General features: G+C 55.9%; 19 protein-coding genes and 1 pseudogene. 12 read left to right on the top strand and 8 right to left on the bottom strand.

From position 1 onward, the window contains the following. Nucleotides 1–23 precede the first annotated feature (23 nt). The 3 genes and pseudogenes from panB to PQR63_RS23185 all read right to left on the bottom strand — a co-directional run bounded on the left by panB (nucleotide 24) and on the right by PQR63_RS23185 (nucleotide 2,009). The gene (panB, locus tag PQR63_RS23195) at nucleotides 24–857 is read right to left on the bottom strand and encodes a 3-methyl-2-oxobutanoate hydroxymethyltransferase (protein ID WP_408170603.1); all 834 of its coding nucleotides are present in this window, start codon (nucleotides 855–857) and stop codon (nucleotides 24–26) included. Between the two features lies 1 nt (nucleotide 858). Beyond that, the gene (locus PQR63_RS23190; RefSeq protein ID WP_408170601.1) at nucleotides 859–1,500 is read right to left on the bottom strand and encodes a deoxynucleoside kinase; all 642 of its coding nucleotides are present in this window, start codon (nucleotides 1,498–1,500) and stop codon (nucleotides 859–861) included. A 160-nt stretch (nucleotides 1,501–1,660) separates the two neighbouring features. Next, a pseudogene (locus PQR63_RS23185) lies at nucleotides 1,661–2,009 on the bottom strand (DMT family protein). Nucleotides 2,010–2,360: 351 nt separating this feature from the next. Between PQR63_RS23185 and PQR63_RS23180 the strand changes: the two are divergent. From PQR63_RS23180 to PQR63_RS23130, 11 genes are all read left to right on the top strand, one after another. Next, on the top strand, nucleotides 2,361–3,470 hold the full coding sequence (locus tag PQR63_RS23180; RefSeq protein ID WP_408170599.1) for a chemotaxis protein: 1,110 nt from the start codon (nucleotides 2,361–2,363) through the stop codon (nucleotides 3,468–3,470). 95 nt (nucleotides 3,471–3,565) lie between these two features. Beyond that, nucleotides 3,566–3,937, top strand: coding sequence for a response regulator (locus tag PQR63_RS23175; protein ID WP_408170598.1), 372 nt, complete (start codon nucleotides 3,566–3,568; stop codon nucleotides 3,935–3,937). A gap of 11 nt (nucleotides 3,938–3,948) precedes the next feature. Next, entirely contained in the window at nucleotides 3,949–4,272 is a 324-nt protein-coding gene (locus PQR63_RS23170) for an STAS domain-containing protein (RefSeq protein WP_408170596.1), read from the top strand. Continuing rightward, nucleotides 4,269–6,563 carry a chemotaxis protein CheA gene (locus PQR63_RS23165; protein ID WP_408170594.1) on the top strand — a complete coding sequence of 765 codons (2,295 nt, stop codon included), beginning with the start codon at nucleotides 4,269–4,271 and terminating at the stop codon, nucleotides 6,561–6,563. The genes PQR63_RS23170 and PQR63_RS23165 overlap by 4 nt, the downstream gene beginning before the upstream one ends. A 114-nt stretch (nucleotides 6,564–6,677) precedes the next feature. Continuing rightward, a complete protein-coding gene (locus PQR63_RS23160) occupies nucleotides 6,678–8,477 on the top strand; it encodes a methyl-accepting chemotaxis protein (protein WP_408170592.1) in 1,800 nt (599 codons plus the stop codon). 54 nt (nucleotides 8,478–8,531) lie between these two features. Next, nucleotides 8,532–10,142 carry a methyl-accepting chemotaxis protein gene (locus tag PQR63_RS23155; RefSeq protein ID WP_408170590.1) on the top strand — a complete coding sequence of 537 codons (1,611 nt, stop codon included), beginning with the start codon at nucleotides 8,532–8,534 and terminating at the stop codon, nucleotides 10,140–10,142. Nucleotides 10,143–10,153: 11 nt separating this feature from the next. Continuing rightward, nucleotides 10,154–10,711, top strand: coding sequence for a chemotaxis protein CheW (locus PQR63_RS23150; RefSeq protein ID WP_408170588.1), 558 nt, complete (start codon nucleotides 10,154–10,156; stop codon nucleotides 10,709–10,711). 88 nt (nucleotides 10,712–10,799) lie between these two features. Continuing rightward, on the top strand, nucleotides 10,800–11,630 hold the full coding sequence (locus tag PQR63_RS23145; RefSeq protein ID WP_408170586.1) for a CheR family methyltransferase: 831 nt from the start codon (nucleotides 10,800–10,802) through the stop codon (nucleotides 11,628–11,630). Beyond that, on the top strand, nucleotides 11,627–12,202 hold the full coding sequence (locus PQR63_RS23140) for a chemotaxis protein CheD (protein ID WP_408170584.1): 576 nt from the start codon (nucleotides 11,627–11,629) through the stop codon (nucleotides 12,200–12,202). Before PQR63_RS23145 ends, PQR63_RS23140 begins: the two co-directional genes overlap by 4 nt. Further along, entirely contained in the window at nucleotides 12,199–13,401 is a 1,203-nt protein-coding gene (locus tag PQR63_RS23135; protein ID WP_408170582.1) for a protein-glutamate methylesterase/protein-glutamine glutaminase, read from the top strand. The genes PQR63_RS23140 and PQR63_RS23135 overlap by 4 nt, the downstream gene beginning before the upstream one ends. After that, nucleotides 13,391–14,662 (top strand): EAL domain-containing response regulator, encoded by a 1,272-nt coding sequence (locus tag PQR63_RS23130; RefSeq protein WP_408170580.1) that lies wholly within the window; start codon nucleotides 13,391–13,393, stop codon nucleotides 14,660–14,662. The genes PQR63_RS23135 and PQR63_RS23130 overlap by 11 nt, the downstream gene beginning before the upstream one ends. A 90-nt stretch (nucleotides 14,663–14,752) precedes the next feature. Here PQR63_RS23130 and folK read toward each other — a convergent pair whose 3' ends face one another. The 5 genes from folK to PQR63_RS23105 are packed head-to-tail and all read right to left on the bottom strand — an operon-like array spanning nucleotide 14,753 to nucleotide 19,156. Then, complete coding sequence (gene folK, locus PQR63_RS23125) at nucleotides 14,753–15,259, bottom strand: 2-amino-4-hydroxy-6-hydroxymethyldihydropteridine diphosphokinase (protein WP_408170579.1); 507 nt, start codon at nucleotides 15,257–15,259, stop codon at nucleotides 14,753–14,755. Beyond that, on the bottom strand, nucleotides 15,256–16,683 hold the full coding sequence (gene pcnB / locus PQR63_RS23120) for a polynucleotide adenylyltransferase PcnB (protein WP_408170577.1): 1,428 nt from the start codon (nucleotides 16,681–16,683) through the stop codon (nucleotides 15,256–15,258). Before pcnB ends, folK begins: the two co-directional genes overlap by 4 nt. 21 nt (nucleotides 16,684–16,704) lie before the next feature. Further along, nucleotides 16,705–17,379: a histidinol-phosphatase gene (locus PQR63_RS23115; protein ID WP_408170575.1), complete on the bottom strand. Its 675-nt coding sequence runs from the start codon at nucleotides 17,377–17,379 to the stop codon at nucleotides 16,705–16,707. Further along, on the bottom strand, nucleotides 17,376–18,071 hold the full coding sequence (gene hda, locus PQR63_RS23110; protein ID WP_408170574.1) for a DnaA regulatory inactivator Hda: 696 nt from the start codon (nucleotides 18,069–18,071) through the stop codon (nucleotides 17,376–17,378). The genes PQR63_RS23115 and hda overlap by 4 nt, the downstream gene beginning before the upstream one ends. Beyond that, nucleotides 18,068–19,156 (bottom strand): AI-2E family transporter, encoded by a 1,089-nt coding sequence (locus PQR63_RS23105; RefSeq protein ID WP_408170572.1) that lies wholly within the window; start codon nucleotides 19,154–19,156, stop codon nucleotides 18,068–18,070. Before PQR63_RS23105 ends, hda begins: the two co-directional genes overlap by 4 nt. Before the next feature lie 129 nt (nucleotides 19,157–19,285). On the opposite strand from PQR63_RS23105, the gene purM reads away from it, so the two are divergent. Continuing rightward, the gene (gene purM / locus PQR63_RS23100) at nucleotides 19,286–20,329 is read left to right on the top strand and encodes a phosphoribosylformylglycinamidine cyclo-ligase (protein WP_094565341.1); all 1,044 of its coding nucleotides are present in this window, start codon (nucleotides 19,286–19,288) and stop codon (nucleotides 20,327–20,329) included. Nucleotides 20,330–20,400: the final 71 nt, after the last annotated feature.

Here is a 20,400-nt window from a genome sequence, read left to right as displayed (position 1 = left end):
CGTCTTCCTGAATCGGAATCGGGTTAGAAACAATGTTCTGCCGCCGGAAAACTCTGATCGCGGACTGCCGCGACATAAGCGCGCACCGCATCTTCCACGCTGGCCGCACCGTCCATGAAGTTCTTCACGAACTTTGCCTTATGCCCAGGGAACACGCCCAGCATGTCATGCATCACCAGCACCTGGCCGGAGCAATCGACACCGGCGCCAATACCGATGGTGGGAATGTGTAATTGCGCCGTCACCTCGGCGCCCAGCGTTGCCGGGATCGCTTCCAAAACCAGTAACGATGCACCTGCCGCTTGCACGGCCTTGGCATCCGCATGCAGCAACTCTGCGCCTTCCAGCGTCTTGCCTTGTACTTTATAACCGCCCATCTGATGCACCGACTGCGGCGTCAAGCCAAGATGTGCACAGACCGGAATGCCGCGTTCGGTCAGCAGGCGAATCGTGTCGGCGAGCCAAGCGCCGCCTTCCAGTTTCACCATGTGCGCGCCTGCTTGCATTAGTTTGACGGCATTATCGAAGGCAGCCACCGGCGTGGCGTAAGTGCCGAACGGCATGTCCGCAACGATTAGCATGGTCTGGTTGCCACGCGCCACGCTGGCGGTGTGATACGCGATGTCGCCGATCGTCACCGGCAGTGTGGATTGATGACCCTGGCAGACCATGCCGAGTGAATCGCCGATGAGCACGGTATCAACGCCGCTGCGATCCATCAGCGCTGAGAAGCTGGCATCGTAACAGGTCAGCATGCTGATTTTTTCACCTTTGTCGCGCATTGCTTGCAGCGTGTGGACAGTGACTGGTTTCTTGCGCGCTGCGGGTGTGGGTGCATCTTGCAGGTAGGCTGCCAAATTATTCTCCTCGGTTCAGAAAGGCGCGCTTGCCGCGCATTTCAATGATGTGCGACAACAGCTGCTGGAAATCTTCTTCCCGCTCGGCCATGTTCATGTGCTCGTTGTTGACGATCAGCAGTGGCGCAGCATCGTAGTTGTAAAAGAAGCGACTGTAACTGTCGCACAGGCGCTGCAGGTAATCGGGCGAGATCGATGCTTCCATCGTAATGCCGCGCTTCTTGATGCGTTCCAACAGCGTCTCCACAGGGGCCTGCAGATAGATCACCAGATCCGGCTGAACGGCGTGTGGACGCATGTGTTGATAAAGCTGTTCGTAAAGTTTCAATTCTTCATCGGCCAGCGTCAGACGTGCAAACAGCGGATCTTTTTCCAGCAAAAAATCGCCGACGAAACGCGTGTGAAAAAGATCTGATTGCGCCAGCTCCTGCAATTGCTGAATGCGCTGGAACAGGAAAAACATCTGTGTCTGCAAGGCATAGCGCGCGGCATCGCGATAGAACTTCTCCAGGAAAGGATTTTCCTGCGGCTGTTCCAGCACGGCCTGCGCACCCAGATGCTCGGCCAGCTTGCGGGTCAGGGTCGTCTTGCCGACCCCAATAGGGCCTTCCACGACGATGTATTTGTAGCTTTCTAAATCCATTCTCGCTCTTGGCAGGTAATTGCAATCGGCACCATTGGTAATTGGCGCCAAGGGTCACCACATGGTGAGCCCGCATTGTAGGAGATTGACGCGCCGCTGTCAGCGAGACGTCAGAGAATGTCCACCGTGTGTGCTGTCCTATGTACCGTTACAGCCGGCGTCAGCTGCGGAAGATGAAATACACCGCACCTACCAGGCATATCGCCGCCCCAGACATAGTCCGGTTTGAACTGCTGATTCATGTAAATCATTGCAAAGCGAACGAACACGGTCAGCGTGATGGTTTCTGGCATGATCTTCAGCTGTGCCAGGCTGAACTGCGTATAGCCGATACGATTGGCAGGTACTTGTAACAGATACTCGAACAACGCGATCGACCAGCTGATCAGCGCAGCGATCCACCAAGGTTTGGAGGCAAGGCTTTTGAGGTGACCATACCAAGCGATGGTCATGAAAATATTGGACAGCGCCAGCAAGCCGACAGTCTGAAATGCGACAGGAATTTGCATAGGTCTATTGGTTAAGAGAAGTGAATATTTCCTGGTGGAAAAATTTACTTTGATAAATCAAGCTGAATTCTGCCTCTATTCCCTCGACAGACCAAGAGACTCGCACCCCAGAATAAAGGATCAATAAAAATGGATGAAGTATGTGCAGAGCCCGTGCGTCTAACTCTGTATCTGTCTTCATTTTCAAGAGATGGTCGGCATCATGTTGCCACATTGCAATCTGCAGTAAAGAATAAATCGTGATGAATGTATAAAAAACCGGGGAATAGTTGCCGTTAATGCATGTGGATCTGTGCTGGGAGGCCAGATTCATCGTGGCTGTTAAAAATCCAACATTCTGATTGGGATACCGTGAAGTCGAAATACCAAGCCGTGTTATTGATCTGGGGGATCAATGCGCTTTTGCTGGCTTTATTGGCGCCGAGATGGTGGCAAGGCTTGATCGCCGGGCTGCTCATCGCTGCTGCGGCATGGGCGCTGACCGGGAAAGACGACTCGGCGGAAGCTGGTGTATCTATGGGGGCCGCTTCGTTTACTACTGCAATGACGGCCGCTGCGCCCGCCCAGAGCGACGACGCTATTGCAGACAAGACTCCGGCGGCATACGTGGTGTCGCCGGAGTTGTTGCAAGGCGTTGTCCCTGTCTGGCGCAGCAACGTGCAACTGGCCCGCTCGCAAACGCAGGACGCGATCGACAAATTGACACAGCGCTTCGTCGGAATTCATCAGCGCCTTGGCGGTGCAGTGAGCCTCGCCGAAGGCGGCAAGAATGGCGACGTGCTGCAAGTCATCCAAAAAGCGGCGCAGCAACTTGGCGGCATCGCCGAAGCACTGGAACAAGTCTTGTCCACGCGTGACGGTCTGCTGCGCAAGATCGAGACGCTGGGTCAGCACAACGACGATATTCGTCAACTGGCGCAGGAAGTCGAGCAGATCGCCGGCCGTACCGGTGTCACGGATTTGTTCTCCGACGAGCAAAGCTGGACAGAACTCGCCGCACGTTCTGCGGAGGCGGGGCAGAAAATCATCAGCAAGACTAAAAGCGTGCAGCAGCAGATACAAACCGCGCTGGTATCGGCTAATCAGCTCGACAATGACGCCACGCGCATGATGGACGATTCGCGCGTTGTCATCGCTACCGTCATCGCTGATTTTCGCGAGTCTGCGCTCAAGCTGAGTGGTACCGTCGGCCAATTGGAAGAAGAGAACCGTGAAGTCGATCAGGAAGTTTGCGACATCCTCGTCAATCTGCAATTTCAGGATCGCATCAGCCAGATTCTCGACCATGTGCAACTCGACATGGTCAAGCTGGTGGGACTGGTTGAACAAACGCAGGCCTTGCCTGACCGCGCGGCGTGGCTGGCCGACCTCGAGAAGACCTATACCACGCAAGAGCAACGCCAGATACACGCAGGCCAACAGGCCGAAAAATCAATGCAATCGCAAGTTGATTTCTTCTAAGAGGGTGACATGCATGCAAGAACTGATTTCCAAAAACGATCACAGCTGCAGCTACCAGTGCACGTCGGCGCGATATTTCGGCGGGGAGCGCTGAAATGAGTTCGAAGACTATTTTGATCGTCGATGATTCGTTCAGCCTGCGTCAGACCATCAGCATGGCATTGAAGGCCGCAGGTTACGACGTGGTCGAAGCCATCGATGGCCGTGACGCGCTCAATAAACTCGACGGCCGCAAATACAATCTGGTGATTTCCGACGTCAACATGCCGAATCTTGACGGCCTGAGTTTTGTACGCGAGCTCAAGCAAAACCCGAACTACAAATTCACACCGGTATTGATGCTGACCACCGAGAGCGGTGACTCGCGCAAGCAGGAAGGCAAGGCGATCGGCGTACGCGCGTGGGTGCACAAGCCCTTTCTGCCGCCGGTGCTGCTCGAAGCAGTGGCCAAGCTGGTATCCCCTTAAGGAACGAGACAATGCCCTTGACGCAAAGCACATGCGACGGACACTTACGACTCCTGGTGAATGGCGGCTTTACCATTTTCCAGGCGGCCGAGTACAAGCCGCAACTGCTTGGCGTAGTCGATGCCGCCGATGATGTGCTGGAGGTGGACCTGAGCGGCGTCGATGAAATCGATACGACCGGACTGCAATTACTGCTGCTGATGAAACGTGAAGCAGCACTGCAATACAAGCAATTATTCTTCAACGGAATCAGTCCCGCGGTGCAAAGCGTAATCGATATGCTGCATCTACAAGATACCTTCGATACTCAACCATCCATTCAGGGACTCGCATGAAAAAAGATGCCGCCCGCGATGCGCTGGTGCAGGAAGCGCGAGAACTGCTCGTCGCCATGGAGGCTGCCTTGCTGCAGATCGACAGCGACGGTCCCAGCAAGGATGCGATCAATGCGATCTTCCGCGCCGCACACACCATCAAGGGATCGGCAGGACTGTTTGCCTTTGACAGCATTGTCAGCTTTACGCATGTGCTGGAAAACGTCCTTGATAAAGTACGCAACGGCATCCTGAAGCTGGATGATGACATGATGTCCCTGCTGCTCAATTGCGGCGACTACATGGGCGATCTTGTCGATGCAATCGAACAATCGAAAGAAGATCAGGAGCCGGATCTGGCGCGTCGTACGGAGCTGGAAACCGCACTGAATGACCATCTGGCGCGCATCGCGGTCATTGAAACGGAGAATGCCAATGCACCTGTTGTCGATACCACCGGCCTGACCGAGACCGTGGCCGCCGTGACGGCCGCCGCCACAGCGATGGCAGAAGTGGCGCAGAATGCCGGGCGCAATGGGAATGGCAACGGCACTGGCAGCGACGGCGCGGTGTCCAATCCTTATTGGCATCTGTCCTTGCGGTTCAGTCCAGATGTGTTGCAGGATGGCCTTGATCCGCTGTCGTTTTTACGCTATCTGATGACGATGGGTCGCAACGTTTATGCGCACACCATCGAGTACACCATACCGACGGCTGATGAGATGGATCCGGAGCGTTGTTATCTCGGATTTGAAATCGGTTTCGACAGCACTGCTGATCGCAACGCGATTGAAGGCGTTTTCGAATTCGTGCGTGAAGACAGCGAGATCACGATACTTGCTCCGCACTGTCCGTTGAATAACTATCGGCAATGGCTGGCGAGCATGCCGGAGTGCGCTCACCTCGCACAGCTATTGCTGCAATCGATGGCATTGACCGAGGCTGAATATGCCGCCCTGCGCAATGAATCGACATCGTGCGGTGGTACGGTATCCGGAGAGAACGCGACGGCGCCTGCCGCTAGTGCGAAGACCGGTACGTTTGAACTGGCGCCGCACGCCGCGCCTGGCGGCAGTTCTCCGGGGCGTTTGAAATCCGGCGAAGATAAAAGGGGCCAGGAACAGAAATTCATCAAAATTGAAGTCTCCAAACTCGATCAGTTGATTGATCTTGTCGGCGAGCTTGTGATCGCTGGCGCTGGTGCCAGTCTGGTCGCCAAGCGCAAAAAAGATCAGCGATTCGAAGAGGCGACGCAGCTTATTTCCGGATTGGTCGAACAGATCCGGGATGCAGCGTTGACCTTGCGCATGGTGCAAATCAATGAAGTGTTTCAGCGCTTTCCACGCGTGGTACGCGACATCTCGCGCGAACTAGGCAAGGAAATTGAATTGATCGTCACCGGTGCAGACACCGAACTCGACAAGTCGATGGTCGAGAAGATTTCTGATCCCTTGATGCACATCGTGCGCAATGCCATGGATCATGGCATTGAGGCTGCAGAAATCCGGCGCGCTGCCGGCAAACCGGAGTCCGGCGTTTTGCGCCTCAACGCGACCCATGAATCGGGCAGTGTGGTCATCGAAGTATTTGACGACGGACGTGGTCTCGACAAGGAGCGCATCCTGCGCAAGGCAATGCAACAAGGTCTGATTTCCAGCGATGTGAATTTGTCGGACAAGGATATTTTTCGCCTGATTTTCGAGCCGGGATTTTCCACCGCGGAACAAGTGACCGCCTTGTCCGGGCGTGGTGTCGGTATGGACGTTGTCAAACGCAACATCGATTCCCTGCATGGCGAGGTCGATATTTTCAGCAATCCGGGACAGGGCACGATGGTGCGCATCCGTTTGCCGTTGACACTCGCCATCATCGCCGGCTTTCAGGTCATCGTGGGGGGCGCGGTCTTTGTCATTCCTCTGGATCTGGTGGTGGAATGCATCAACCTGTCGGCTCATCAGGTGCATGAAAATGTCGTGACCTTGCGTGGTGAACCATTACCGTTTATTCCGTTGCGCGAGCTATTCGATCTGCCGTACAAGGAATCGCCTCGCAAGAGTCTGGTCATCGTTCAGTACGGGCAGATGCGTGCAGGGTTGCTGGTCGACAATCTTCTCGGTGAATGCCAGGCGGTAATTAAGCCGCTGGGAAAATTGTTCAGCAAGGTCAAGGGATTGAGCGGGTCTACCATTCTTGGCGATGGGCGTGTGGCCCTGATTCTCGATGTGCCGCATCTGATCGCACACACCGGACAAATGGAGCAGGCTGGCATTCGCCGATCTGAAAGCAGGGTGGAGTACGACGAACGTCACTGAACGTGACGAAGCAAGTTGAATTGAAATGAATTCAATCGGAATAAATCGCATACGGTAGGGAAATCTTCCCTGCCGGTGTCAGAAGAAGACGTAATGGGAAACAAGGGAGTTGTCATGCAGAACAGATTGACGCAACGAATGAGCATCCGACAGCTTTTTATCTGGCTGGTTATCGTGCTGGCCGTGTTGATGGGATCGATCGTCAGCGCGACGCGCGCGCTCAAGGAAGCCAACAGCAATCTCGATCAGGCGCATGAATCGCGCTATTACTCGTTTGCGCTGGCCAATGAAATGCGCCGCAATTCAGAGGACTTGACCAAGTTCGGGCGCGCTTATGTCACGACCGGTGATCCCAATGATGAAGAGCGTTACTACATCGTGCTCGACATTCTCAACGGCAAGCGCCCACGTCCAAAAAATTATGAGCGCTTCAATCTTGATCTGATCAACGCCAAGCAATTTAGTAACACGCCGGTTGATCCGGCGATTCCTCTCATTGAACTGATGAGAAAAGCAGGATTCACGGGTGCTGAGCTGGCGAAGATGCAAGAGGCGAAAAGCAGTTCGGACGCGCTGACAAAAATTGAGATTACCGCCTTCAATGCCGTCAAGGGGCAGTTCGATGACGGGGCTGGGAATTTCACGGTGACCGGCGCTCCCAATCAGGCAATGGCTCAAGAATTGATGTTCGACCAGAACTATCGCTCTATGGTGGGACGCATCATGGTGCCGATCAACGATTTCCTGCGGATGGTCGACGAGCGCACGCAAAAGCGCGTGAACCTTGCGCAAGCACGTTATTCGGAATTGGAACTGGTGATTTTTTCGCTGCTGAGCGCATCCATGTTGCTGTTGCTGGTATGCCTGTTCTTCACGTACCGGGTCATTCGCTCTCAACTGGGGGGCGAACCTAAAGACGCCATGATGGTGTTGCGCAAGATAGCGGAAGGAGATCTCACCGTCAAAGTACCGGTTTCTCCGAGAGATACCGGCAGTGTTTTGCACAGCACACAGCAAATGGTTGCCAAATGGACTGCTGTGATCGGTGATGTCAGCGGCACGGCAAGTTCCTTGGCATCCGCATCCGAGCAGATATCGGCATCGTCGCAGGCCTTGAGCAAAAACGCATCGCAACAGGCGTCGAATGTGGAAGAGACTAGCGCTTCGGTGGAAGAGATCACGGCGACCATCGCCCAGAACGCCGAAAATGCACGTGTGACCGACAATATCGCCAGCAAGTCCGCTAATTCGGCGGCCGAGGGTGGCGAGGTGGTGCGCGAAACCGTACAGGCAATGAAGCAGATTGCCGGCAAGATCGGCATCATCGACGACATTGCTTATCAAACCAACTTGCTGGCGTTGAACGCTGCGATTGAAGCGGCGCGCGCCGGTGAACACGGCAAGGGATTTGCTGTTGTTGCTGCGGAAGTGCGCAAGCTGGCCGAGCGCTCGCAGACTGCTGCACAGGAGATCATCGCGGTAGCGGAAAACAGTGTGATGCTGGCGGAGAAAGCGGGTGGTCTGCTCGACCAGATGGTGCCGTCGATCCGGCGCACCGCCGATCTGGTGCAGGAGATTTCTGCCGCTTCACGCGAGCAATCCGCCGGCCTGGAGCAAATCAATAATGCAGTGCATCAGATGGCGCAGACTACGCAGATGACCGCATCGGCATCTGAAGAGCTGTCTTCCACCTCTGAAGAAATGAGTGCACAGGCCATGCAATTGCAAGAGCTGATCTTGTTCTTCCAGGTCGGAGAAGAAAAGCGTGTACCTCAGAAAAAAGCAGACGGCAAGCCGGGAAAGATGGTCAATGAACCACCGGCTATCAGCACCAAGTTCGTCAAGCCAAGCCGTATCTCGATGTTGGATGGCGGCGATGATCCAGTGGATGAATCCTCGTTCAAGCGTTTTTGATTCCATGACCCTGGCAGGGTGACGCATGATGCATGACGCGAAAGAGGTGTGGTGATGAAGTTATCCAGCAAGCTTGCCGTCAGTTTTGTTTTTGCTGCGCTGTTGACGGCGGCCGTCGGTGCGGACGGTATTTTCAATTTGTTTCGTGTCAACGGCATGCTGCAGCAGATCTACACCTCGAATCTTCTGACTATCGTCAATTTGAGCCAGACTAATAAACTCACTTTCGAGATTGCCAACGCCGTGCTGGCAATGGAAAAATCGGATCAGCACGTCGAGCGTAAGCGAATTGCCGATACCTTGCGATTCAAACTTGAGGAACTCAAGAAGTCCTATGCCGGCTACAAGTCGACGACAGTATTGAGCGAACTGGAGCGATCTCTGCAGGCGCGAACGGATCAGGTCTTTGCTTTGTACGTCACGCAGATAGAGCTGAGGCGCGACTATTTGCTGCGTGACGATGACAGCAAAGGGGATCCCGAAGCCATCAGGAAAGAGCTGAATAACATGCACGTTCAATTGGACGCATTGATTGACGAAAACGTACGGCAGGCGACGGCCAATAAAGAAAAGGCAAGCGGACTGGAAAAACAAAATCTGGAACGCAGCCTTGGGGTCATCGGGCTGGCTTTGCTGACGGCTTTTTTTCTGGGCTGGTACACACGCCGTTCCTTCCTCCAGCAAATAGGCGGCGATCCGAAAGAAGTGATGCGGGTATTGCGAAAAATTGCCAACGGCGATCTTGCCATTCAGTTCAACTCCGAAAAAGTGCGTAAAGGCAGCGTGCTCGACAGCGCACGCAGAATGCTAGACAGGCTGACGGAAGTATTGGGTGATGTGAAGACGGCGAGCGTCACGCTGGCGTCGGCTGCGGGCCAACTAACGGCTGCCGCTGAGCAACTCAGTAATAATTCATCGCAACAGGCTGCGGATTCTGAAGAGGCCAGTAGTGCCATTGGTCAGATAGCCAACACGGTCGGTGTTAATACCGCTAATGCCAACCTCACCAATGAAATCGCCGGCGAGGCGGCACGCACCGCAGCCGCAGGCCGAGAAGCCGTACGCGAGACCTTGGATGCAATGCGTGAGATCGCGGCCAGGATCAGTGTTATTGATGACATTGCTTATCAAACGAATCTTCTGGCGCTGAATGCCGCAATTGAGGCTGCCCGCGCCGGCGAGAATGGCAAGGGATTTGCGGTGGTCGCCAGCGAAGTACGCAAGCTGGCTGAACGATCACAAGTCGCTGCGCAGGAGATCGTCGAAGTGTCGGAGCGCAGCGTCTATCTCGCAGAAAAAGCCGGCAAGCTGTTGGAAAGCATGCTGCCGTCGATTCAGCAAACTGCCGATCTGGTTGACGGCATCTCGCTATCGGCGCGCGATCAGAATTCCAGTCTGGTTCAAATCCATAGCGCCATCGGTCAGATTACGCAAGCAATCCAGTTGAATGCCGTCGCCTCGGAAGAGTTGTCTGCGACGTCCGAAGAAATGAGTGATCAGGCGCATCAGCTGCGCGACATGATGCGTTATTTTTCGCTTGTGGAAGCTGCCGATGAGTTGGTTCAGGAAGTGCCGGTGCAGACGCTGATCGAGGGAAAATATTTTCCTCGCACGGTTGATGGTGCCGGCGACCATGTCAAGAAATCGGTGTTGTCAGATGTTTGAGGAGTACGGGTATGCCCAGTTTATCGCTCAACGGTGAGTCGTCGTTTAGCCGGTCACAACAGCAGGAGGTGGTGCAGAGCCGTCAGTTTTTGACGTTTTTGCTGGGCGACGAAATGTTTGCCATGCCTATCGGAGATATTCGCGAAATTATCGAATTTTGCGCTCTCACCGAAGTGCCGCTGATGCCGAATTTTTTGCGTGGCGTGATTAATCTGCGTGGCGCGGTGGTGCCTGTGATTGATTTGTCTGTGCGCTTTGGCCGTGCACAGACGCCGATCGCCAAGCGCACGTGTATCGTCATCATGGAGGTAGTACAGGACGAGCAGATCATGCTGTTTGGTGTGATGGTTGACGCAGTGCGCGCGGTTCTCACCGTTGAGAACGACAAGGTGGAGCCGCCACTGAGCTTCGGCGCCCGGCTGCGTGCTGATTTCATCGAAGGTATGATCAACATCAAGGATCGTTTCGTGGTCGTGCTGGATGTCGGTGCCGTACTGTCAGTGAACGAGTTGTCGACGCTGATGGGAATGGCGGCCCTTGAAGAACTGAATGCGCCGTCAGCCAACTGATGACGTGATGGAAACCGTCCTGGTCTGATGCCTTGCCGGCGCAGCCAGTCTCCAGAAAGTACAGCACGTCATTTGTGGGAGCCGGTAGATGAATTCCAGTATCGAGTCGATGGCGCTGGATGTCAGTGATGAAGAGATGCTGTTGTTTCAGCAGCTCTTCAAGCACTACATCGGGTTGTACCTGCCATTCTCGAAGAAGGCATTGTTGTGCAGCCGTCTGTCGCGCCGATTAGGGGAACTCGGACTGTCTGATCTGCGTGAATATTACACGCTGATTTCCCGGCCGCAAGAAGAGGCCGAGCGGCAGCGCGCGATTGATTTGATTACCACCAACGAGACTTATTTCTTTCGCGAGCAGAAGCACTTCGATGCCTTGCGCAACGATATCTTGCCGGAAATGTCTGCCCGGAACGAACTGAAGATCTGGAGTGCTGCCAGCTCCACCGGCGAAGAAGCTTATTCCATTGCGATGCTGCTCGACGACTGTCGCGCCCACCATCCATGGAGTATCCACGCGTCGGACATCAGCCAGCGCGTGCTGACGTTTGCGCGTCGTGCCTTGTATCCGATGGTGCGCGGCGAGCATATTCCGAAGCCGTATCTGTCGCGTTATTGCCTTTGCGGCACCGGCGAATACGAGGGCCATTTCCTGATCGATCAGCGCATCCGCAAGCGGGTTGCCTTCGAGCAGCGCAACCTGTTGAACCTGCCAATGGAAATGGATGAGAAGTTCGATGTCGTGTTTCTACGCAACGTCATCATCTATTTTGATTTTCCGACCAAGGTCGACGTGATCCAGAGCGTCATTCGCAAGATACGCCCGGGTGGCTGGCTCGTTGTCGGACACTCGGAGTCGTTGCACGGCATGCCGCTCGATCTGCAGATGTTTGCGCCGTCAATTTACCGGAGACCGGTATGAGCGAACGCGTCTTTGTCAACCTGGGCGAAGTCTATTTCGGTCAGGGAGATCTGCAAGTCGAGACATTGCTGGGCTCGTGCGTGGCGATCACGTTTTGGCATCCGGTCCGGCATCTGGGCGGGCTATGTCATTTTCTTCTGCCGGTACGACGTCTGCATCGCGAACGCGGTAAGGACGACGAACCGGACGGACGCTATGGTGACGAAGCCTTGGTGCGTCTGCTCAATGAGGTGCGTAAGCACGACACGCAGGTTGCCGACTATCGCGTCAAGGTTTTTGGCGGCGGTAACGTATTGGGATTACCTGCATCCAAAGTGCGCATAGGGCAGGCCAATGCCGACTGCGCACTGGAGATGTTGCAGCGTCAGAATATCCCCATCACAGCGCAGGACATCGCCGGTGATGGTTATCGTTATTTACGCTTCGATCTGAACAATGGCGACGTCTGGGTGCGGCGCGGGCATGGCGTCATGCACGATATGGAAAAAGTGCCGGCAGAGCGCAGTGAAGTCGCGGCATCGACGCTGCCGAAGCGGAGCAGTGACGTTGCACAGGGGAGGGGACGATCATGACTATCAAGGTGATGATCGTCGACGATTCGTCGGTCGTGCGTCAGGTGATTCAGGATCTGATTGAACCATGTCACGATATCTGTGTAATCGCGACGGCGCCGGATCCGATTTTTGCGATGGCAAAAATGCGCGCCAATTGGCCGGACGTCATCATTCTGGATATCGAGATGCCGCGTATGGATGGCATTACCTTTCTGCGTCAGATCATGGCGATCAGGCCAACGCCGGTGGTGATTTGTTCATCCCTGGCCGAGCGCAGTGCATCTGTCACGATGGAGGCATTGGCGGCCGGCGCCGTGGGAATCATTACCAAGCCCGCGCTGGGCATACGTGATTTTTTGCAGGACAGTTCGGAAGATTTGATTGCGGCGATACGTGCGGCATCACACGCGCGTCTGCGACGCTCACCTGCAGGTAGTGGTGGTAGTGGCAACAGCGGCGGTAGTGGCAGTAGTGGCAGTAGTGGCAGTAGCGGCAGTAGCGGCAGTAGCGGCAGCGTCGATCAAGTCGGTAGTGACCTCGAAAAGTTGCTGCGCGCAGACACGTTGGCCGGTGGGAAAATGGATGGCGGGCGCTTGAGCGCGGACGCCATTCTGGAGCCGCCCGGCTACCTCGATGGATTGATTCCGGTGACCGCGAGGATTGTCGCCATGGGTGCTTCGACCGGTGGCCCGCAGGCGCTGGAAAAGGTACTGAGTTCCATTGGCGAAGGCAGTCCCGGACTGATCATCGTGCAACATATGCCGGAAAAGTTCACGCAGAGTTTTGCAAAACGTCTCAACTCCCTCTCCGGTATCCAGGTCAAGGAGGCCGAGCATCACGACCTTGTGTTGCCTGGGCGTGCTTTAGTTGCACCCGGTGGTTCGCACATGATGGTCAGGCGGGATGGTGTGCAGTACTATGTAGAGGTGGTCAGCGGCCCGCTTGTCAGCCGTCACAAACCATCGGTGGACGTCCTGTTTCGCTCCGTGGCCAGAGCCGCCGGAAAGAATGCCGTCGGCATCATCATGACCGGCATGGGCGATGACGGCGCGCGTGGTCTGAAGGAAATGCGCGACTGCGGTGCGGCGACGTATGCACAGGACGAAAATAGCTGTGTCGTGTATGGCATGCCGAAGGAAGCAGTGTTGCTCGGTGGTGTGGGCGATGTCGTTTCTCTTGAAAACATCTCTTCCCTGATTGACAAATATGGTTACTAAATTGACGCCTTTTCCAATAGAAACCTTGTTGATTGTCGACGACAGCCCATTGCAGCGCTTGCATACGGTAGGCCTGATGCGCGACCTTGGCGTGGAGATGATCTATGAAGCAGGCGACGGACATGAAGCCCTGGAGCTGCTTGGCTTGCTGCGGTTGCCACCAAGTCTGGTGATCGTTGATCTCGAAATGCCGGGCATGGACGGCGTTGAGTTTATCCAGCAGTTGCAATCGCGTAAGCTCAACTTTCCGCTGATTGTCGCCTCCAGCCGTGAGCGGTCTTTGCTGGCTTCGGTGGAGACCATGATCGAAGCGCTTGGCATGCATATATTGGGTGCATTGCAGAAGCCGCTAAATCAGGAAAAAATTCTCGGTGCATTGAATTCTTACGGGAATAGTTTGGCGTCGCAGGAAAAAGATTCAGTACTGCCGGTCGTGCGTGAAATCGATTTACAAACGGCAATTCGCAATCACGAAATCATCGCCTACTATCAACCCAAGGTCGATATCCGTACCGGCATGCTGAAAGGTGTCGAGGCGCTCGCGCGATGGATACATCCGCAAGTCGGGATGATTCCTCCCAACCATTTCATCCCGCTGGCCGAGAGTTCCGGCCTGATCCATGAGTTGACTTTGTCGATGTTGGAACAGGCCATGGCCCAGGCGGCATTGTGGAACGAACGCGGTTTGTCGCTGAAGGTCGCCGTTAATTTGTCGCCGCTGTCGCTGGATATACCGAGCTTTGTGCAGAAGGTCTCCGATCTGCTGGCGCGACATGCCTTGCTGGCCGAGCAGATCGTATTGGAAATCACTGAAAGTTCAGTCGTGGCGAATCTGGGAAGTGCGCTGGGGACGCTCGCGCGTTTCCGTCTCAAGGGATTCGGGTTGTCGATTGACGACTACGGTACAGGTTTTTCGTCGATGCAGCAGCTCGCGCGGATTCCCTTCACTGAGTTGAAGATAGATCGCTCGTTTGTTCACGGTGCCCACACGCGCCAGAATTTGCGCGTCATCCTGCAGTCCGCACTCGACATGGCAAAACGTTTGGAACTGGAGACAGTCGCAGAGGGAATTGAAAACATCGAAGACTGGCGTTTGCTGCAAGACTCAGGTTGCACGTTGGGCCAGGGCTATCTGATTGCCAAGCCGATGTTGCCCAGCGAGTTGCCTATCTGGCTGAAAGGCCATCATCGCCGTTTGGGAGAGCTGCGTCCGCAGCATGATGCAGCGACCGGGAACGAAGGATCGAAGCCGGAGAATTAAACTGCGTTCAATTCAGATGTACGGCTGATGTGCGTCTGGAACATTCACGTTATTCTGTCTGATCAGGTCGATTCTTGATGCGCCTGATGATCAATCGCTGATCGGATGAATTGGCTGATCCGCCACACCGGAGCGAAAATCTTGCGCAGCACCGGCGCCTGGAATAGTGGCTGCAGCGTTGATGGCCAACAAGGGAATTAGCACGAAGGCGCGCTGTGTCATGCGTGGATGCGGGACAGTTAACACATCGTCGGTAATGATCCGATCACCATAGAGCAAGATATCCAGATCCAGCGTGCGTGGCGCGTTGCGGTAAGGGCGTTGGCGTCCATGCGCCTGCTCGATGTCTTGCAACGCCTTCAGCAAGTCATGCGGGGCCAACAAAGTAGACAGTTGCGCGACGGCGTTGACGTAGTCGTCACCGCCGGCATCAACCGGTGCCGTGCGATAGAGAGGGGATTGTGCGGAGAGAACGGTGTCCGGCAGTTGTGCCAGCCGATGCAGTGCATCTTCTACCGTTGCACGGGCATCACCGAGATTGCCGCCGATGCCGATGTAGGCAATCGTCGGCGTGCTCTCAGGCATTGCCAGGATCATGCGTCGCCGTCGCTCGATGGTTTGTCGGCGCCACCACCAGTTTTGCTGCGATTACGGCCGCCACGGCGTTTGCGTTTCTTGGCGGGGCCTGCATTAGCGCTTGCACCTGCGACCGGGCCTGCGCCGGGATTGGCGCCAGCGCTACTGGAGTTGGCGGGCTTGCGCGAGAGCAGGGCTTCACGTTCCGGGCCATCGCCTTCCATGAATGCTGTCCACCAGTCACCCAGCTCGGCATCGATTTCGCCCGATGCGCAACGCAACAACAGGAAGTCGTACCCGGCGCGCAGTCGCAGATGCTCCAGCAGCTTGTACGGTGCCTTGCCGGTGCGGCGTTCGAAGCGCGGTTGCATGGCCCAGATATCGCGCATGTCGGATGCAATCTTGCGTTGCAGGGCGAGCTTTTCGGTCTGTGCATTGAGCACGTCGTCGGCTGCGAGGTGTAGCGCCGGAATGGGGTATTCACCGGCCGCCTGATACGCACGCCATTTTTCCAGCACCTGATGCCACAACAGCGAGGCGAACAGGAAGCCCGGCGAGACCGGCTTGCCTTGCTTGATGCGCGCATCCGTATTGGCCAGCGCCAGCGTGACGAATTTTTCTCCGAGAGGTTGTTCCAGCACGACGTCGAGCAGTGGCAGCAAGCCGTGATGCAGGCCTTGCTTGCGCAACTGCTGCAAGCAGGCGAGGGCATGGCCGCTCATGAGCAGCTTGAGCATTTCGTCGAACACGCGCGCCGCCGGCACATTGTCGATCAACGGCGCCATGACCGCGATCGGCGCACTGCTGGCGGGATCGATATTGAATTTTAGCTTGGCGGCGAAGCGCACCACGCGCAGCATGCGCACCGGATCTTCGCGATAGCGCGCTTCCGGTTCGCCGATGATGCGCAAGGTCTTGGCGCGGATGTCGGCGATGCCGCCGTGATAATCCAGCACACTTTGCGAGGCCGGATCGTAGTACATCGCATTGATGGTGAAGTCGCGTCGTACGGCATCTTCGTGCTGCTCGCCGAAGGTGTTGTCGCGCAGCACGCGGCCGTGTTCATCCTTGGGCGCCATGTCGGCGGAGGCGCCGCGGAAAGTGGTGACCTCGATCAGTTCCTGACCGAACATCACGTGCACGATCTGGAAGCGGCGACCGATGATGAAGGCGCGGCGGAACAGTTGCTTGACCTGCTCCGGCGTGGCGTTGGTAGCGACGTCGAAATCCTTGGGCTTGACCGAAAGCAGCAGGTCGCGCACGGCGCCGCCGACGATAAAGGCCTTGAAGCCGGCTTCCTGCAATGTCTGCGTGACGCGGATAGCGTTTGGCGACACCAATTGCAGGTCGATGCCATGTTGCTTCTGGCTGAGGATGGTCGGCTCGGTGGAGGAGGCGTCCTTCTTGTTCTTGCCGAGGATCGAGCGGATGAACTTTTTAATCATTGCGTTGTAGTTTGATTTTTATCATTGCGCGTCGAAGAGATTCAGAATCGGCCAGCCTTTGTCGACCGCATGCGCCTTGAGCTTGTCGTTGGGGTTGGTGGCGACCGGATGTGTGACGCGCGAGAGCAGCGGGATATCGTTTTGCGAATCGCTGTAGAAATGGCTTTGTTCGTAATCGGCAATCGTCTTGCCGAGTGTCTTGAGCCAGGCTTCCGTGTGCGTCACTTTGCCTTCAGCATAAGTTGGTGTGCCCAGCAGGCGGCCGGTGATGTTGCCTTCGGCATCGAGTTCCGGCAGCGCTGCGATCAGGTGATGCACCTTGAAGAGCTTGGCGATCGGTTCGGTGACGAAGCTGTTGGTGGCGGTGATGATGGCGACGGTGTCGCCGGCATCCAGATGTTTTTGCACCACGGCGACAGCGGCAGGCACCATGGCCGGTTTGATGACTTCTTCCATGAACTGGACATGCCAGTCATCGAGTTGCTTGCGCGGGAATTTGGACAGCGTGCCAAAGGCGAATTCCAGATACTTCACCGGATCCAGCGTACCTGCCTGATAGTGCGCATACCATTCGTCGTTGGCCTTGCGGAAGGCTGCGGCATCGATAGCGCCGGTGCGGGCCAGAAACTCGCCCCACTCATGGTCGGAGTCGATGGGAATCAGGGTGTGGTCGAGATCAAATAAGGCGAGATTCATAGCGTTTCGTCTTCAGCTTCCTGTTGTAATAGATCGCGCAGCAGCGGCAGGGTGATGGGGCGCTTGGTTTCCAGCGAATAGCGGTCAAGTGCGTCGAGCATGCGCGACAGGGAAGGCATGTCGCGCCGGTAGTGGGTCAGCAAATAAGAGAGGATGCCGGGCGACACGGTCATGCCGCGGCCTTGCGCCGATTGTGTCAGCGCGGCGATCTTCTCGTCGTCGGTCAGGCCGTGCAATTGATAGATCAGGCCCCAGCCAAGCCTCGTGCGCAAATCTTCGCGTACCTGCAATTGGGCCGGCGGTTGTGTGCCGGTGCTGATCAGATAACCGCCGAATTCGCGGATCTTGTTGAACAGTGTGAAGGCCGCGATCTGCGAGTCCGGCGAGAGCTGTTCGCAATCGTCGAGCAGATAGCATTGCACGTCAGGTGTGTAGTCGAAGACGCTGTCGAAAGCCTCAGCGGCGGAGATCAGGCGGCTGGCGATATTGGCATGTGCCAGCGAGTGCAGCAGATGCGTTTTACCCGCGCCGTTTTCACCCCAGAGGTAGATAAAGCGGTCGTTTAATGTCGGCTGCGCTTGCGCCGACGCGATGGCCTGTAACCGTTGCAGCAATTCTGCATTCTGGCCGGTTACAAAAGTATCGAAAGTCGGCGGCTGCTGCGCGCTCAAATCCAGCAGAAGTTGTCTCATGTCTCGCTATTGTAGAAACTGCTGCTCAGGTAATGTTGGCGCAGGTGCCGCACCATCACCGAAATGATGGCCGAGGTAGGCAGGGCAAGCAGCACGCCGACAAAACCGAATAACTGCCCGAACGCCAGCAAGGCGAAGATCACGACCAGCGGATGCAGGCCGATGCGCTCTCCCACCAGTTGCGGCGTCAGGATGAAGCTTTCCAGCACCTGGCCGATGCCATAAATGATGGCAACGGCGACCAGCCCGTACAGGCCGGTGAATTGCAATACGGCGGCGATCAGCGCCAGCACCAGGCCGAGGCCGAAACCGACGTAGGGAATGAAGACCAGCAAGCCGGTCAGAATGCCGACCGGCAACGCAATGTCAAAACCGGCGATGGCCAGCGCTATTGAATAATAGGCTGCAAGAATCAACATCACCAGTAATTGTCCGCGCAGATACTGTGCGAGCAGGTCGTCGACTTCTTCCGTCATGTGGCTGATCTTGGCGACCCAGCGGCGCGGGATCATGCCGCGTAGGCGTCCGATGAAAGGATGCCAGTCTTGCAACAAATAAAACAACACCATCGGAATAAACAACAGATTGGCCAGCCATGCCAGCAAGGCGGTGCCGCCGATCTTGACCGAGGCCAGCACCGAAGCCCAGATTTCGTCGCCGCTGGTGGCGAGCTGCTGGGTCATGATCTTTTTGATACCGGTGACGTCCAGGCGTACGTGAATGCCGTATTCCCTCAGGCGCGGCGCTACGGCGGTATTGAGCTTGTCGAGGAAGTTCGGAATTTGCTGCTGCAGCAGGGGGATTTCCTTGACCAGCACCGGCACCACGACGAGGATCAAGGCCAGTACGGCCAGTACCAGCAGCAGGATGATGATCAGTACCGCCAGCACGCGCGGCAGGCGAAAACGGCCGATACGACGTCCGGCCAGCCAGTCGACACCCGGATTAAGGGCATACGCCAGGATGGCGGCGGTGACAAAGGGAGTTAGCATGGGGCCCAGAAGTACCAGGAGGCCTACCAATAAAAGCCCTAAAATGAGCCACAACAAGCTTTGTTTTTGCTCATCCGTTAAAGAAAAAGGCATGGAAATAGGGCTTTAGGTGAATCGGTTTGATAAAATCATGGTTTACGCAGTAATTCAGCAGCCTTGCTGGCCGTTTTACTCCTCTACGCTTCAGACCTCTATTTTACCGCCTCTAGTGCCAATATCATCATGACTTCATCATCCAATGTTTCCCTTTCCTACCGCGACGCCGGTGTCGATATCGATGCAGGCGACGCTTTGGTCGAGGCAATCAAGCCTTTTGCCAAGCGTACAACCCGTGAAGGCGTGCTGGGCGGCATTGGCGGTTTCGGCGCCTTGTTCGAAATCAGCAAGAAATTCAAAGAGCCGGTGCTGGTATCCGGTACCGACGGCGTTGGCACCAAGCTGAAACTGGCTTTTCATCTGAACAAGCACGACACCGTCGGCATCGATCTGGTTGCCATGAGCGTCAACGACATCCTGGTACAGGGTGCTGAGCCGTTGTTTTTCCTCGATTACTTCGCCTGCGGCAAGCTGGATGTGGCCAGCGCCACCGACGTCATCAAGGGTATCGCTAAGGGTTGCGAGCAAGCCGGTTGCGCACTGATCGGCGGCGAAACCGCTGAAATGCCGAGCATGTATCCGGACGGCGAATACGATCTGGCCGGCTTCGCTGTCGGTGCAGTGGAAAAATCCAAGCTGATCGACGGCACCAAGATCATCCCGGGCGACGTTGTATTGGGCCTGGCTTCATCGGGCGCGCACTCCAACGGCTATTCGCTGGTGCGCAAGATTCTGGAAGTCGCCAAGCCAGACCTGAACGCTGACTTCCACGGCCGCAAGCTGGCAGATGTGCTGCTCGAACCAACCCGCATCTACGTCAAGCCGCTGCTGGCCTTGATGGAGTCGATGGAAGTGAAGGGCATGGTTCACATCACCGGTGGTGGTCTGGTCGAAAATATCCCACGCGTGTTGCAAGACAATCTGACCGCCGTGCTGGACAGCAAAGCCTGGACCATGCCGCCGCTGTTCACCTGGCTGCAGCAGCATGGTGGTGTGGCTGACGCTGAAATGCATCGCGTCTTCAACTGCGGTATCGGCATGACCGTGATCGTTTCGAAAGAAAATGCTGACGCGGCCGAAGCGCAATTGAAGGCAGCCGGCGAGACCGTGTTCCGCATCGGTGAAATCCGCGCACGCGCCGAAGGCGAAGCGCAGACCATCGTCGTTTAATTCGTATCGTTCGCCGCCCGGTTCGCGTCACCCAAACAAAAACGGCTGCAAGCAATTGCAGCCGTGTTTGT

This window comes from Herbaspirillum rhizosphaerae (genome assembly GCF_046025915.1).
GTDB classification, from domain to species: Bacteria; Pseudomonadota; Gammaproteobacteria; order Burkholderiales; family Burkholderiaceae_D; genus Herbaspirillum; species Herbaspirillum rhizosphaerae_A.
This window is presented reverse-complemented; position numbering and strand designations above follow the sequence as displayed.